The sequence below is a fragment of the Shewanella sp. 125m-7 genome (assembly GCF_052977045.1).
Window position 1 is genome coordinate 46,112 of sequence record NZ_JBRILQ010000028.1, and the last position, 15,900, is coordinate 62,011.

Annotated in this window: 15 protein-coding genes; 5 read left to right on the forward strand and 10 right to left on the reverse strand. The window is 44.3% G+C overall.

Annotated features, from left to right (window positions below; genetic code table 11):
- Nucleotides 1-35: 35 nt before the first annotated feature.
- The 7 genes from ACVBIL_RS13540 to ACVBIL_RS13570 all read right to left on the reverse strand — a co-directional run bounded on the left by ACVBIL_RS13540 (nucleotide 36) and on the right by ACVBIL_RS13570 (nucleotide 6,753).
- Nucleotides 36-524, reverse strand: a complete 489-nt coding sequence (locus ACVBIL_RS13540; protein WP_447167494.1) for a nitrous oxide reductase accessory protein NosL — start codon at nucleotides 522-524, stop codon at nucleotides 36-38.
- A 359-nt stretch (nucleotides 525-883) separates the two neighbouring features.
- Nucleotides 884-1,831, reverse strand: a complete 948-nt coding sequence (nrfD, locus tag ACVBIL_RS13545) for an NrfD/PsrC family molybdoenzyme membrane anchor subunit (RefSeq protein ID WP_447167495.1) — start codon at nucleotides 1,829-1,831, stop codon at nucleotides 884-886.
- 2 nt (nucleotides 1,832-1,833) lie between these two features.
- Entirely contained in the window at nucleotides 1,834-2,541 is a 708-nt protein-coding gene (locus ACVBIL_RS13550; protein ID WP_447167496.1) for a 4Fe-4S dicluster domain-containing protein, read from the reverse strand.
- A gap of 87 nt (nucleotides 2,542-2,628) precedes the next feature.
- Nucleotides 2,629-3,354, reverse strand: a complete 726-nt coding sequence (locus ACVBIL_RS13555) for a tetratricopeptide repeat protein (RefSeq protein WP_447167497.1) — start codon at nucleotides 3,352-3,354, stop codon at nucleotides 2,629-2,631.
- A 31-nt stretch (nucleotides 3,355-3,385) separates the two neighbouring features.
- Nucleotides 3,386-4,189 (reverse strand): FKBP-type peptidyl-prolyl cis-trans isomerase, encoded by an 804-nt coding sequence (locus ACVBIL_RS13560; RefSeq protein ID WP_447167498.1) that lies wholly within the window; start codon nucleotides 4,187-4,189, stop codon nucleotides 3,386-3,388.
- A 38-nt stretch (nucleotides 4,190-4,227) separates the two neighbouring features.
- Nucleotides 4,228-4,656, reverse strand: coding sequence for a rhodanese-like domain-containing protein (locus ACVBIL_RS13565; protein ID WP_447167499.1), 429 nt, complete (start codon nucleotides 4,654-4,656; stop codon nucleotides 4,228-4,230).
- Nucleotides 4,657-4,722: 66 nt separating this feature from the next.
- Nucleotides 4,723-6,753, reverse strand: coding sequence for a multiheme c-type cytochrome (locus ACVBIL_RS13570; protein WP_447167500.1), 2,031 nt, complete (start codon nucleotides 6,751-6,753; stop codon nucleotides 4,723-4,725).
- A gap of 555 nt (nucleotides 6,754-7,308) precedes the next feature.
- Between ACVBIL_RS13570 and ACVBIL_RS13575 the strand changes: the two genes are divergently transcribed.
- Genes ACVBIL_RS13575 through ACVBIL_RS13585 form a run of 3 tightly spaced genes read left to right on the forward strand, consistent with a single transcriptional unit; the run spans nucleotide 7,309 to nucleotide 10,305 of the window.
- Entirely contained in the window at nucleotides 7,309-9,285 is a 1,977-nt protein-coding gene (locus tag ACVBIL_RS13575) for a heme lyase CcmF/NrfE family subunit (RefSeq protein WP_447167501.1), read from the forward strand.
- The gene (locus ACVBIL_RS13580; protein WP_447167502.1) at nucleotides 9,282-9,728 is read left to right on the forward strand and encodes a cytochrome c-type biogenesis protein; all 447 of its coding nucleotides are present in this window, start codon (nucleotides 9,282-9,284) and stop codon (nucleotides 9,726-9,728) included. Before ACVBIL_RS13575 ends, ACVBIL_RS13580 begins: the two co-directional genes overlap by 4 nt.
- On the forward strand, nucleotides 9,721-10,305 hold the full coding sequence (locus ACVBIL_RS13585; RefSeq protein ID WP_447167503.1) for a TlpA family protein disulfide reductase: 585 nt from the start codon (nucleotides 9,721-9,723) through the stop codon (nucleotides 10,303-10,305). The genes ACVBIL_RS13580 and ACVBIL_RS13585 overlap by 8 nt, the downstream gene beginning before the upstream one ends.
- A gap of 394 nt (nucleotides 10,306-10,699) precedes the next feature.
- Here the strand turns inward: ACVBIL_RS13585 and nhaC are convergent, their stop codons facing one another.
- Nucleotides 10,700-12,229, reverse strand: a complete 1,530-nt coding sequence (gene nhaC, locus ACVBIL_RS13590; protein WP_447167504.1) for a Na+/H+ antiporter NhaC — start codon at nucleotides 12,227-12,229, stop codon at nucleotides 10,700-10,702.
- Nucleotides 12,230-12,662: 433 nt separating this feature from the next.
- Here nhaC and ACVBIL_RS13595 point away from each other — a divergent pair, with 433 nt between their 5' ends.
- Both ACVBIL_RS13595 and ACVBIL_RS13600 read left to right on the forward strand, forming a co-directional pair.
- Nucleotides 12,663-12,878, forward strand: coding sequence for a hypothetical protein (locus ACVBIL_RS13595; protein WP_447167505.1), 216 nt, complete (start codon nucleotides 12,663-12,665; stop codon nucleotides 12,876-12,878).
- Between the two features lie 167 nt (nucleotides 12,879-13,045).
- Nucleotides 13,046-13,624, forward strand: coding sequence for a nucleoside triphosphate pyrophosphohydrolase family protein (locus tag ACVBIL_RS13600; RefSeq protein WP_447167506.1), 579 nt, complete (start codon nucleotides 13,046-13,048; stop codon nucleotides 13,622-13,624).
- Nucleotides 13,625-13,698: 74 nt separating this feature from the next.
- Here the strand turns inward: ACVBIL_RS13600 and ACVBIL_RS13605 are convergent, their stop codons facing one another.
- Nucleotides 13,699-14,745 (reverse strand): hypothetical protein, encoded by a 1,047-nt coding sequence (locus ACVBIL_RS13605; RefSeq protein WP_447167507.1) that lies wholly within the window; start codon nucleotides 14,743-14,745, stop codon nucleotides 13,699-13,701.
- A 300-nt stretch (nucleotides 14,746-15,045) separates the two neighbouring features.
- Entirely contained in the window at nucleotides 15,046-15,576 is a 531-nt protein-coding gene (locus tag ACVBIL_RS13610; protein WP_447167508.1) for a hypothetical protein, read from the reverse strand.
- Nucleotides 15,577-15,900 lie beyond the last annotated feature (324 nt).

Sequence of the window (15,900 nt, forward strand, 5' to 3'; positions counted from 1 at the left end):
CACCTTAAAACCTAATGAATACAAGTTAAGATTCGTTATTCGCCAGCGAGCAGCTCAATATCAATCTTTTCATAAGGCAGAACGGCGCCGCCAAACTCTTGGGCAAACTTAACCGCATCGTCTTGGTTTTTAAAACTGGCCACAGCAGGCCCCATCACGGCTTTTTTACTGGTGCCATAAACATACCAAGCGGTTTTGCCATCGATAAAGGCGTCATCTGTTGGGTGTTCCCAATCGGTTGCCCCTACATCATGCACAAATAGCGCTTCAATTTGACGTTTGTTCTCCGGTTGCAGTGCAAAGTTAAACATGTCACGAGTCGAGCAAAACTTAGGTACAACAGTTTGTCCCTTAAGGTGAACCTGACCTTTAGGGCCTGGATACTTGGTGATCATCATGCCGCACAGATGGCAGCGGTCATGCTCATGGATGGCCTCGGCCGTATATTGCTTGGCATCTGCGCTGCTTTCGCTACACGCACTCAAAAACGGTAAAAGAAATAGTAAACAGATTAACTTTTTCATGATAATTCCAAATCACTGTGCTTTCAGGCTAGCCCTTCAATTGCCTTGCAGGGGCGACACCAAAGGGCTAGCTTACTCACAGCTAGTCTAATTTATGGCTGTAATAATGAAGCGAATAGATCACTAAGCACCCATAGGGAAAGCGCTCAAAGACTTGCGGCTTCTTTACCACAACCACTACGACTAACATTATTTGTATTGAGTTAGGGGTCACTCACTCCCGCGCTAAGCTCAGCACTAAAGGCTAAGCTCAAGCGCACTGAAGAGTCAGTGACCGCAAACTCGCTACTCACTTTCGTCTATAAAATCGAGGCACAGGTTAAGTCGGGGAAACTTAAACGGCTATCGAATTCATTAGACTAAATGGCATTTAGCTGGCCGGCGTAAATAACAAACATACGCAGACACATCATGCCTACTACTGCACACATGCCAGACATGTAAAACGCTTTAGCTGAATGGCTAAAGGCCTTACCTGTGGCGAAGTTAAGCAATAGAGGACCCACAAAACCGATACCCACAACACCAATCCAGAACACGTTAGCCCACACGCCAGTATGGAAACCAGCAAATGCAGCTTGTGCACCTTCATTACCGGTAGCTAAAGACATGATAATCATGAATAGGAACAGAGCTTCAGCCGCCATAACTGGCCATTCAAAGCCATGTAATGTGTGCATGTCTTTGCTGTGTAAGTCTTCTTTGAATACTGATACTGCAATCATTTTGGCAGCAGCGGCACCCGCAGAAAGGCCTGATGCAACAAATAGCGCTGGCAATACTGAAGTATTGATAATTGGGAAACGGATTAGTGCAGAGATCAAGAAACCCGTGTAAGCACACACTGACATAGCAAGTACCAGGACTAGCTTTTCAGATGGTGCGCGAATACCGCGTAACTTGTCGATGATTGGTAGTAAGAAGTTCAAAGGCTTAAATGCTTTGATCTCTTCTTCCATCGCAAACAAGGTCACTAACGCGACTAACGGAATATAGGCAGATAGTGCAATAACACCTACTGACATCACTGAGTTTAGGTTGTAGAACACCAAGATTCGCCAGAAGAACAGCGGATTGGTTAAGTCTAAAACCAGACATAGCATACCTAGTGCAATCGTGACTAACGAAACCAAAGACGCCGCCTTTAAGAAAGGCGTGTTTTCAGTTTGTTTTTTGTAGAAACGAATGAACAGAGCAACCGATAGTGCGCCGCCAGAGATACCAGCAAAGAACAGGTAAACCGCAATTGGCCAAGGCCAAGCGATGCCTTGTGACAGGCCCATGGTAAATTCAATATTACCGTCCATGACTATACTCCTAACTTCACAATAGGGATGTAGCGCAAGCTAGGTTCAGTACCGAAGCCCGGCTTAATGCGTACCGAGTCCTTCACTGCTAATAACTTACTCACATATGAAGTTGGGTCGTTTGCATCACCAAAAATCAACGCATCGTAACGGCACTGCTGCACACAAGCAGGTAGCTCGCCAATGGCAAGTTTGCTGTTTAGACAGAAGTCACAGTTATCGGCTACGTCAGTTTCTTTGTTGATAAAACGTGCGTCATACGGGCAAGCACCAATACAGTACTTACAGCCGGCACATTTAGACGCGTCCATGGTAACAATGCCAGTCTTCTCATCGCGATGTGCAGCGCCAGTTGGGCAAACTGTTACACAAGGAGCGTTCTTACATTGCTGACATGAAACACGCACAAACTTGCGCTGACAACCACAGTCACCCGTTTTGCCACAATGTGGACAAGGTTGACCTTCAACCGCACTTGATTGCTCTTCCATTAACAGGCGTGATTTACCTTCTGGTAAGTGGTTAGCCTTGTTACAAGCATCCTTACACTCACCACAACCAACACATTTGTTTTGGTCGAAAACCATAACGTAGTGAGGCTTGTTGGTATCTTCCTTGTCTTTGACCGAGCTACACCCTAGCGGTGCCAATATCAAAGAGCTAGCTCCTAGACCTTTCAGGAACCTCCGCCTCTCTAGATTTTCACTCACAGCATCCTCCGATTATCGGTTTAACACCGACACGTAATTTTTATATTTAATATTTTTGCTAGTACGTTTATTTGGGGTTATTAACCACTAGGATTTAACTTGCGTTAATTTGCCCTTAGACTTGTCGATGGCGAATTGAATTGCACCATGATTAAACGCTTGCACTTTATTGGTTAAAACAATATTCCAGTTATCAATCGCCTTTTGATAATTACCGTTAAGGTAAGCATCATTAGCCATTAATAATCGGGTATGTAATTCTTGGTGATGCAGAGTTAGCGCCCTCGCGATCACTAAAGAAGTGTCCATGTTGATAACGCGGTCATCGCGGTAGTACATAGACGTTGCTTTAAGCCCTAACGCTTCAGTGTTTTCGGCGTCTATCGCCAATAGTTGGTCTAAGGTTCCTAGCGCATCGTTGTATAAGCCTCCGTCAACATATGACTGGGCTAGCCCTAATAGCACTAGTGGTTCACCGGGGTTTTCTATTGCGAGTTTCTGGCCTTTGTTAATATCTGCAACGAGCAAATAATCAATATTGTAATCAACCTTGGCTGAGTCCAAATTCTGATAACTGCCAACTGTTAAATAAAGTAAAGCTGAAACACTAATAAGAAATAAACCAATGGTTACAAAGTAATAATTATTGTTTTGATTAACCTCAACTGAGTCGAAGTTAATCGTAGAGCCAAAAAAGTGCCCAACATCTGATTCCAGTTCGCAGATTTTTTTGTCGTACCTTAAATGGTGACAAAAAAGGAACGCTGTCGAACAGAATAAAATAATTGAGATACTTATCAGTACAGTATTCATTTTGGCTCTACATCAATAATTAATATCAAATTTAGTTGTGTGGATTGGCGCCCATTGAGCCGCCCATCATGCCACCCATACCCATGCCACTAAGACCCATGCCATGAGCGCCTTCACCAGGCGCTTCAACTTTGACCAATTCAACTTCAAATACCAAAGTAGAATGAGGTTGGATCATGCCAACAACACGGTCGCCGTAAGCAAGTGCAGGGGGGATTGCTAACTTAAATTTTGACCCTTGAGGCATAAGTGCAAGCGCTTCTTGCCAGCCTTCAATAACGGTAACTAAAGAGAAACGGTTCGGTTCGTCACGATCATAAGTACTGTCAAACTCAGTGCCATCAATCAGAGTGCCTTTGTAGTGCACGGTTACCACGTCATTGCCTTGTGGCATTGCGCCGTCACCCATGGTGATCACTTCATATTGCAGACCTGATTCTGTTTGCTTAACATCGCTGTTTTTAGCGTTTTCAGCCATGAAAGATTCACCCGCTGCTAAGTTCTTAGCAGTCAGTGCATCTAACTTGACTTGCTTGGCCGCATTCAGCGTTTCAGCACGTTGATTTAGGTAAGTCACAATTTCCTCTTTAGACATTTTTGTCTCATCTTTCAAAGCATCGAGTAAACCGTTAACCACTTGCCCCATATCAACTTCTGCACCTAACTGAGCTTGGCCATATACCTGACTAGAGATATGGTGACCAAATGACGCGCCTATGCTGTACGATTCCTTTTCAACGTCAGTGGTCAAATCGCTATTAGCAAAACACGACATAGATACTGATAGGGTTAGACAAGACACAACGGCCAAGACACTTTTTTTAAGCTTTTTCATATAATCAATCTCACTAAAAAATAAATTTACATAATCCGTTATGGCTTTTCTGTTACTCGATTAGCTAAACGCCAGCCATATATTCCATCTGGCATCTGAAGTACCTGGGTGTAACCCAGCTTCATCACATGTCGAGCAGCAATTTCACTGGCATTACAAAGACGGTTTGCACAGTAGAAAACCATGAGTGCATCTTTGTTTTTGGGCAGCAAGTCTTTCCAATTTTTTACGTTGAAATAAACAGCGCCTGGAATGAATCCTTCTGCCCATAATTCCAAGGTGTTGACATCAAAGAAGTAAACTCCCTCTTTGCCCACTAAGGTTTGTGCTTCCATCATGGTGATCGTTTGTAGCGGATCCTCATAATATTTAGCAGGGCCCATCTCTTGACCACCACCGGCATAACTGCCCGCTGATAGCATTGATAACAAGACGGTGAAAACGACACTTCCCAGTACTCTATTCATAATTTCTCTCTTTGTTACCTCAACCTAAGCACGCCTAGGTTGAGGTCGGTATTAACTCAATTACATTTATTTAGCGCTGTAACCAACACCGTCAAGAATGTTTTGAGCTTGGGTAACATAAGTCAGTGCTGCGTCTAGACGCTTACTGCTGTAACGGAAGCCGTGCACACCCCATGAACCATCTTTCTTAATTAGGTCAATAGTTTCTTGCGCTTTCTCAGCTAGCATTAGCACTTCAGTCTTGTCTGCAGTAGACAACTTAGTCACTTCTAGTAGCGTATCGATGCGTTCAAGCGCTTGCTCAACTTGTGCGTACACCTCTTTAACCGGAGTTTGCATCTTCATTACTTCGCCGTAGATTTCCATCTGGTCGTTGTAATGTAGGCCTGTTTCTAGCTCAGACTGGAACGGGCTATGACAACCCTTGTTATCCACTACGTCTTTGTCAGAAATCGCGGTACGAGCACATGACCACATTAAGTCTAAGTAGTTGTGACCTTCTTCGTTCTTAGCCACAGTCCAGCCTTTCACGCTTGAATCACGTGGTTGACCTTCAGGTGGGTTAAGTGTCTTACGCTCTGGGTCGATATCAATCTTCCACATGTGTGAACGACGAACCGCGTCAAAACCTGCATTATCTGGGAACTGAATCGCAGCGAAGTTTTCACAGCTACCCATGTTTGGCATGTGACAGCTTTGACAAGTTTGCTTGCTGTGAGTATCAGTGTTGTCTGCAATCGTTGCTTGCGCTTCGTGACAGTCAACACAGTCTTTCTTCAGCTTTGGCGTAGAGAAACCTGATAGGAAGTCACCGTCTGTTACTTCGTGTGGATCGTGACACGTTGTACAACGCATGCCTTTCTCGTAGTGAGAAGAAGCAAACATTTGCGAACCTTCAGTACCACAAGATGGACAAGCAGACTTCATGTATACGCCAAACGCGTATTCCATTTTCTCTTGTGCTTGCTCTGTATCCGCTAATGCGTCAACAAAGAAGAAACGCTGATGACAACGCTCACAGTTAGACTGCATGCCGCCAGTACCGCCATCTAAGTGACCGCCTGCGCCATGACACTCTTCACAAGCAATACCTTTAGAAATAGTGTGCTCTTGCAGCTTCTTAGCATCGCCAAGTGCATCAAAGAACTCTTGCTGGTTTTGGAAGTCAAATTTGTAGGTGTGGCACATTTCACAGTAAGAGCTACCCGGTTGGAATAGCATCTCTTTTTCGTACTTAGCACCGTATGAAGTCATACCCCACTGATGCGAACCCGATGAACCAAACTCTTCTAGCGTTACTGGGAACTCAGGGATAGCTTTATTAATTTTCTTAGCCATTTCTGGCGTTAGCCATTCAGCCCAACCACGAGAGAACTGGTTACCACCAGCGACCATCTTACCTGTGCCTTCTGATAGCAAACCATCACGAATATGGTACGTACCACGTACTAACCAACTATCCATGAAGCCGTACTTAGTACGTGGCGTACCAATAATGGCATACACATCGTCAGCACGAACACCGTCTGGCAGCATTGATGCATCACTACCATAAAGTTTTGCATTCAAATCACCATTTGGTACTTCTTTATCGGTAATTTCGCTTGGGAAACGAATCACGTTTGCGTGACGCGAACGTTGCCATTTTTCATACTGAGTCGCGTGACACTCACCACACTTCTCTGGACCAACGAAGTTGTTTGGGAAATCTAATGTTGATTTAGCGCCTAGGCGGTACTGAACCGCACTTGGACGACCCACCCGCTTACTATAGGCCTGACTTCCGCCAGTATCTAAATACTCTTCACCACGGTCACTAATATGGTAATCACCAATTAAGTTACCTTCTTCTTGATACTTGAACATTGGATGGTTTTGAAATAAGAAATCAAATAACTCATCTTCTTGAACAATATAATCGTGCAGTGATTTAACACCTGTTCTTTCTTCTGTACCAGCATAGTTTGCGATTGCATTTTTAGCAGACGCACCCATTTCTGGGATGCTATTGTACTTATCACCAGCAGCACTAGCGTTACCTATTGCGCCGAAACAAAACAGCACGCTTGCGGCTGCTTTAAGTTTCCAACTTTTCATCATCACTCCTAGATATATCTAGTTATAGTATTTTCATCATCATTCAACTAAGTCACTCTCTTGTTAACTGAACAACTGCACAATTGAGTTGACACTATTTTCCACATCTTTTTTGCGAAAAATATGCGCCATACCAAGAAATGAGACCTAGAAAAACACAGATAGTAAAAAACCAGTGAAAATAGATTAAATACAGCATCTTAAGCAAATTAACCGAGCGTGTTTTTCATTTGTAATAGCATTTTTTGACATCTAAAAAGATCTAAAAAAAGCGCATTTAGACGTGAAAAAATATCACCAGAAAGATGGGTTACCATAAAGGCTAGAGAGGTCACAAAACACTTCGCTAATATAACCTACCCTTGCGATTATTGGCGTAAAACAGGCGTAGCTAAATTGCAGTACGTTGTTGAGCATTAATTACTGCTAGAAAAATCGGTTTATATAAAAGGCTAAGCGCAGCTTTAAATGATAGATAAAAACCTAATTTTCAAACAATGACTTTATACATAGCGTTTGAAGTAATAGAAGTTCATAAATAGAGAAGCAAATAAGATGATCCCAGAGCTAGGACTTATTTTCCTTATCATTAGCACAGTAACCGCTGTGTTACTTGCGTTTATTCCGCTCTATGCTTCGCATACTAAAAATAATTATTTATTTAGTTATGTAAAAACACTGACGGCATTAATGACGATAACGATTAGTGCTTCTATATTATGCTTATTGATTTCGTTTTTAGTTAATGACTTCTCAGTTGCCTATGTTGCTAACCACTCTAATACCCAACTCGCGACCTTATATAAGGTCGCTGCGGTATGGGGAAGCCATGAAGGCTCAATGCTATTTTGGGTCGTCTCGATTGCTATTTGGGCTTGCTTAATCGTGTTCTCATCGCGCTATCAAGACCCACTCTTTATTGGTCGCATGATTGCCATATTAGCGTTTGTGATTGCCGGCTTTAACTTATTCATGCTGTTCACCTCTAACCCTTTTGCCCGCTTGCTTCCTAACTTCCCTATAGAAGGCCGCGACCTTAACCCCATCTTGCAAGACATAGGGCTTATCTTCCATCCACCTATGCTGTTTTTAGGTTACGTGGGGTTAACCGTCACTTTTGCTGCTGCTATTGCCGCACTGCTTGGCGGTCAATTTACTCAGCAGCATGCGAGTTACCTGCGCCCTTGGGCGCTTATGGCATGGGTATTTTTAACCGGCGGCAATGCCTTTGGTTCTTGGTGGGCTTATAACGAGCTGGGCTGGGGTGGATGGTGGTTCTGGGATCCGGTAGAAAACGCCTCGTTCATTCCTTGGCTTGTAGCCACAGCCTTGCTGCACAGCGTAGTACTCAGTCAGCAACGTGGCAGCTTTAAGATTGCCACCTTATTACTGTGTTTACTCGCTTTCTCACTGAGCTTATTAGGCACCTTCTTGGTGCGCTCAGGCATAGTGCAATCGGTGCATGCTTTTGCATCAGATCCGACTCGCGGCATGTCGATTCTGTTTTTACTTGGGGTATTTGTTTGTGGCGCGCTAACGTTATTTGCCTTAAAAGCTAACTTGATTAAGTCGAAATCTGAGTTTGCGCTACTATCACGCGATACTGTGATGCTACTAGGCAATATCGTATTGGTGGTCGCAGCTATTTCAGTACTACTTGGCACCTTCTATCCACTGTTATTTGAGCTACTTAATTTAGGCACGCTGTCGGTCGGCGCACCTTATTTTAATAGTATCTTTGTGCCACTAACCTTCATCGCCGTACTACTGATGGGCGCTGCGCCATTGATTAAGTGGCAGCAGCAATCATCAAATCGCTTGTACCCGTTATTGGGGTTATTTGCTGTCGCTGCGGTGAGCGGTGTACTGGTTGCGGTGCAAACTCGCGATGGCTTTAACCCTTGGGTTTGGCTTGGTGCCACCGCGGCAAGCTGGGTGGTGCTGACATTAGGCTACTTAATCTTTAACTTGCGCCAACAAGGCGCGGCTGTAATAGCTAAAAAATCGGCGATGATGGTTGCGCACTTAGGTGTCGCCGTCACGATTATTGGTGCAACTGCGGTATCTAACTTTGAAACCCAAGAGCTATTAAGAATGGGACCTGGGCTAGGTAAAGTCGTGGCTGGATACACCTTTGTGTATGAAGATACGGTTGATGTCGACGCCAAAAGCTATACCGCGATTCAAGCTAATATTCGCGTCACAGATAGCGATGACAACTTTGTTGGTTACATTACACCGCAGCGCCAGACCTTTAAGACTAACGCCATGGAGACAACTCAAGCAGGTATTATGCGCAATCTAGTGCGCGACCTGTATGTATCGAGCGGCCAGCAGCTGAGTGAAACAGAATACTTAGTGCGCATAAGCCATAAACCGTTAGCTTGCTGGATCTGGATTGGCGGCCTGATGATGATGCTCGGCGGCGCGATGGCAGCGATATCAGCTTTATACCAACTGCGTCAACGACGTACACAAACTGCTAATGCGCCATATACAGCAACGGCTTGTAAAGCTGGAGAATTAGCATGAGCAAAGCTTACACAGCAACACTAACACGCTTACTGGCAGGTTTTGCCATCTTATTATGCATCAGCGTTACAGCCCAAGCCGCTAGCGACAAAATCCATTACACCCAAGACCAAATTCGCGATTTAGGATTTGAAATCGCCCACGAACTGCGCTGCCCAATGTCAGTAAACCAGAATCTATTTGACTCAGGGGCACCGATTGCCAGTGAGCTGAAAGGACAGATTTTTTTGATGCTCGAGCAAGGTGAGTCTAAGCAGACCATTATTGATTTTTTAGTGCAGCGCTATGGTGAAAAAATTCGTTACCAACCGAGCCTTTCAGCCGCGACAGCTGTGCTTTGGTTCGGACCATTAATTCTGCTATTCGGCATTATCGCCTTCGCGGCGATTTGGATCCGCGAACAACGTAAACCTCAAAATATTAAGGCTAACACCTATGAATAAAACACATTTACTGAGCTGCTTATTGGTTTTCTCATCCTTGCTCATACCAGCACAAGCTCAAGTCGCCTCAACCAAGGTTTATAACACTGGCAAGGCCATCGAAAAGCCGCTGATTATGTCGCGTTTTATTGAAATGCAGTCGGCGCGTTCAGTACCTGAGGTGATGTTTACCGACACCAAAGGCGAGCAGATCAGCCTCAAGCAATATAAAGGTAAGCTAGTGTTAGTGAACCTGTGGGCAACATGGTGTGCACCTTGTATTAAAGAAATTCCACAGATGGAAAATATCCGTCAAGTGAACAAAAATAATGACTTGGTGGTAGTGCCTATCTCTATTGATGAAGAAAGTGACAAGGTGCAGGCCTTTTTAGAACGTCATGAACTTGGCCACTATCAAACCTGGTTAGATCCCAAGAAAACCATCGACCAAATTATGCCTGCCGACGTGGTGCCAGCCACTTATGTATTTGACGGTTCAGGCAACCTTATTGGTTTCTTGCGTGGTTATCTTGATTGGGGTGACAAAGAGGTGCAGCCGTACCTTGAAAAGCTAACGGCAAAATACGCGAAGCGTTAGTTGTAGGCTTTAGGTTCTAGGTCCTAGGTCCTAGGTCCTAACGAAGACGATACTGCCGATAGGAGCTGAGACGGAACAGGCCAAGACGATAAAAGCCGAAACTGTAGGAAAAAGTTAGAACTGCCGCCATCAAAGTCTTTTGTAGGTCGGCATTTATGCCGTCTTTTGACTGTATAGCAGGACGAAGTCCGTTCTAGCCGCGAAGCGTCCTCGAAAGGAGTATGCGAGTGCTCTAGGTTCTAGGTTCTAGGTCCTAGGTCCTAGGTCCTAAAATGATTTTCACCTCTCCATGGTGAAACTTGGCTTATTAATAATTCGATTAATAGCTACGCCAAGTGCCTTGTCGACTCCTAACCGACAAGGCTTTTTTATCTTATGATTGTCTTACGCCTGCCTAAGCAACGGCCTCTTGTGCCTGCGGCACTTCAGCCTCAGGTAAACGCTCGATTTTAAAATCGTATTTAGCATAGGCTGCACTAATCAACGGGCAGACTAAGTTAAAGAAGGCATAAGGCAGATATGCCACCGTTGCCACCCCTAGAGTACTGGCCATGTAGGCGCCGCAAGTGTTCCACGGAATAAGCGGACTGGTAATCGTGGCTGAGTCTTCTAGCGCACGACTTAGATTAACAGGGGCTAAGCCGCGCTTAGCGTATTCCACTTTAAGCATGCGTCCAGGTAGCACGATGGCAATAAACTGATCGGCAGTAATCAAGTTGGCGCCGATACCACTGGCAAGCGTCGTTAAAATTAAGCTGCCACTGGATTTAACCAAGCCTAAAATACTTTTTAATATTCGCTTGAGCAACCCCGTCACCTCCATAATGCCGCCAAAGGTCATGGCGCATAGAATTAACCAGACGGTATTCATCATGGTGCTCATACCACCGCGGCTAAGAAGATTATCTAACACCTCATCACCTGTACTCGCAGTGTAGCCATTAAACATTGCAACCCAAATTCCTTTCACCAGTGCAACTACAGGCGTTAGGCTGGCATCATCGGCAAACTTGACCACATTATCAAACTGAAACAGTGCCGCGCATACTGCACCGGCAATAGTACCGATGATCACAGTTGGAAAAGCGGGAATTTTTTTCCAAGCCAAGATCAACACCACCAGTAGCGGCAATAGCAAGTGAATACCTGGATTAAATTGGGTATCAATCAGCGATAAGGTTGTTTCAAAGTTATTATTATCGACTCCCACTTCAGTGTTAAAGCCTAAGATTAAAAAGCCAATCATAGCGATTATGATACTTGGAGCGGTTGTCCATATCATGTGCCTGATATGGCTAAAAATATCGGTACCAGCGACGGCGGGAGCTAAATTTGTGGTATCTGACATTGGCGACATCTTATCGCCAAAATAAGCGCCACTGATAATAGCACCGGCGGTAATTTCCACATTAAGCCCCATAGCAGAAGCCACGCCGACTAAGGCAATACCTAAGGTACCCGCAACCGTCCACGAGCTACCAATACTAATAGCGACCACAGCACATAGTAAGCAACAAGCGGCATAAAAGTACTCAGGGTTGAGCACTAACATACCGTAATAGATCATGGTGGGCACCGTGCCTGCCAGCACCCAAGTACCAATCAAAGAGCCTACCGTGAATAAGATTAAGATAGCGCCCGTTGCGACACCGATACTGCGGACAATCCCCTGCTCCATTTCTGCCCATGAGTAACCATTTTTCCAGCCGATAAGTAAGCCGACGCAGCCAGCCATAATCAACGCGATTTGATTGGCACCATACGAACTGTCGGACGAGAACAGATAAACGGCTGCAGTGAGCATCATGACTAAAGCGATTATCGGGAGTAGCGCATCGAGTAGTGTAGGATCGCTATGTTGACCATCTTCTAAAGGGTCAATCGTCACAGACTCAGACTGTTGAAGATCATTATTTGAGCTCATGAAGCATCCTCTTATTATTCTTACCCATACAATCTGTTCCACTCTCGCAACAGCTAATCTGTAACGGCGCAAATTTGTAACTGCCAAGCGATAGCAGCTTGCCTTTGCAACCAACAAATCACCAAGAAGTGATAGATATGAGCGATAGGCCGGAGCAACATCCTTACATAAAGTTAACAACAGCGTCTAGCCTGAAACTTTACCTCTGATACAGAATCAGCCTGATGCCTATAGAGAAAAAGCCTAGATATTCAACTAACCCGCGAAATAGTGATTAACAATGCAAATAAAGAACATCTTCTAGGCAATGCTCTGCCAATGATAAAAATTCATAGCAGGCAAACACCTGGTTAAAATCGCAACAATTATGCAAACTTATTGAACGTTTAGCTAGGTAAGCGTAATTTAGAAAAAAATAGCCATGGGGGTCACTATGAGCAGATTTAGCATTAGCCGGTTAAACAGCAAAGCCGGAATAGTTAAACTCGAAGGGGAGATTCTGCAAGGGCAAGTTATCACTTGTTCTCAATTTTCTATCATGGGTACAGATGGCTGGAATGAACTCGATCTTACGCATCAAGCTAGCCAAAACTTAATTAATCAGATCCAAGCTGACATTGTGGATCACCTAGCAGGTAAATTAACCTGATATTGAATAAATGATTTTTGCTGTGGTTAAACATCCTCATATAACATTTAACCATACCGTTAACGCGAAACCAGAGCGCTGTATTTAAGCGGTGAGACTTTCCTTTACAGGCTCATTTCATTAATATGGCGGCTCTTCATTTTATTTAGCAGTAAAGGCACATACCGATGAAATTATCCGCTTTAGATCAACCACTGTACGATCACTTATATCGTGATATTCGAGAGTTTCGCGCAACTTTCGATCTGCCGATTGAGGACATCACCACTCTGGATGATAAAGCCGATACGCTGCACAGCTCGCTTGCGATAGAAGAGCTAACCGAGCTTGCTGAAGCCGATAGCCGTGTTGAACAAGCCGATGCCATCGTCGATTCTATTTATGTGTTGATGGGTCGTTTAGTGCATTTAGGTGCAACCCAAGTCAAGGATAGGCTAGAAATCAGTTACATGATTGACCTGCTACTGCACGTGGCTAAAAACCGTGAAATCGACTTTGTCACTTGCTGGGATGAAGTGCACTCAAGCAATATGAGCAAGGTGTGCCGTAACGAGCAAGAGCTTGCTGAGACCATCGCATTTTACGCCAAGCAAGGGGTTGAGATTGTGGGGAGCGCCAAGGGTGACTTTATCATTGCCAAGTGCGCTAAAGACGTAGAGATGGCAGGTAAAGTCGTTCGCCAAGGCAAGGTACTCAAATCCGTTTACTACCGCCCAGCCGATCTAGAAAAATTAGTTAAAGCATAATTCTACATCAGACCAATACAGTAGCAATCTTGCTGTATTGGTCTGTTCAAATATCAATACAGACTGAGAGGTGGCTAAGCCGCTTGTGCTACGCTGACGAGTTGCGTTAGCGCTGCAGGCTGATCAACATGTAAATACAGCTGCTGTATGTCTTCAGGTAACACACTCATCGCGCCATAATAGCGCTGTGGAACTTTTAATTTTATCTGAACATAGCTATCACCACGGCCTAAGTGCACCTGCTCAGTTTTTGCTTTCGCCCCATCATCATTTAATAACTTACTGCGACTGTACTGACCAATATTGATGGCCTCGATGTCAATTAACGGCAACATAATAAAGCCCCAGACTCCAGCGTTAATCACCAAATATTGCTGATGTAAGTAGACACTGTAATAGCGAGCAAGACGATAGTTCGCTCGCGCCATCACTAAACAGTAACCAATAAAACTCGAGACTAAAACGGCGGCAATCACACTCCACGATGCCAACAGCCAATAACTCAATACCGTAGCCGACAATATGGCGAGGTTAACTAACAAGTAATGCCAACGCGAAGCTGACCAAAGTTGCAGTTTGCACAGTGCTGGCGGGTGCTGCCTAGATAGATGATTTAACGCGTAAAACCAGTTAACCACTTCCATCGCTAATGTCATTGCCACGCCATGAGCTTGCAGCGCTTTTTCTGATAGGGCTTTGCCTTGCACGCCATCATGGATATGCAGCCGCGGATCTCCAGGTAATTTTCGCCCTTGCCATAAAGACTTAACTACCCGGTATATTAGCGTTACTTGCAGCATCAATAGCACCACAATAATCGGATAGCGGATCCAACTAATGAACTCGAAATAGCGAGCAAGCTCGGCAGGAAAGCTAAATCGTGCCATCAAACTACTCAGACTGAATACAAGCAGCATCTTCCACCAATGTTGCTGGCCAATATAGATAATGCAGTAACCATAAATCACCGGCAGTAACGCAAAATAGCCAATCGAACCGATAATCGTTCGCCAGCGTTCAGCGGGAGTTGCCATTGATTCTGGCAGCCAATAAAAACCCGCTGAATACACAATAACGGCACAAAACAAAAATATTAAGCGGTACTTAACACTATGACGCATTCTAAGACCCTTGATGGTTGTTAAGTATTTGTTGTAGCAGATATAGTAACGCTATTGCCATAAAAGAAGGCGGAAGGCTATTATTTGGCCAGATAAATATTGCTGTTAATGATAAGAATTGCGCAGCGGATTAGGGCGGGCGTAGCTAAATGCAAAAGATTTTGAAGGGTCATTGAAACCGGTGACAAGGTGAACTCTGCACGTAAATGAGGCGCAGACATCACCAACCAACTAAATAAATAACTAACTCAGAGAAGTTCAAGCTTATACCGTGACAATACTGCAATAATTTAATACCGATTAACTGATCTCGCGCTGCTCGATTTTCAAAATGCAGGGTGTTTTGAACTTTACTGTAGTGCTCTTATGCACCAGCTTATGTTCGTACCAATGGATGTATAAGCGTAGCTCCACATTATCGGCAAAATGATTACTGTTATAAAAGTCTCGATAACAGCGGCGGTGCTCTAAGTATCCGCCGTGGTAAAGCTTTAGCATACGCTGGCCAATGTAAATTTCACGAAAGTCCACTCCATGCGCCGAGTTATGAGGGAAGTGGTACTCACCGTAGCGATAATTGCCATTAAGCACTTCTATATTCTGCCCTTTAGTCAGCAACGAATTCAATTGCAATGCATCGACACGGCTCGTTAAACATAGGCCACTGAGTACGACACAGCTCAGCACTGCAAATGTCCAGCCTATTATCCTCTGTGGTTTAAACCGACAAAGCAGTAACCAACAAAGTAGAATAGAGACTGTAATTAACAGTAGTGCTAATTCATAATCGGCCCACTGCCCCGCCTCATAAGCCGTAATCCAAGATGCCATAATCCCTCCGTAGCCACCAAATCCATTTGTTGCTTTTGAGTGTCTACCCGCGCGAAGTCGCGTCTAGCCGTTGGCGCTTAATACCATATAAGTTAACTAGCCAAGATGTCATTTAGATGATGCTTGATTAGCGCTAGCCACAAGGATTAAGTATAGTCAGGAATATTAGCAGGCGTTGTATACAAAAGTAGTCATTATCCAAAACCGAAGTGCTATTTTAGCCATAAAAAAACGCCTTACATATGAATAATGCTATTCGGATAAGCACTACTGTTTATATTTAAGTGGGTAGCGGCTGGGTATATAGAGCACTGAACGTGGATA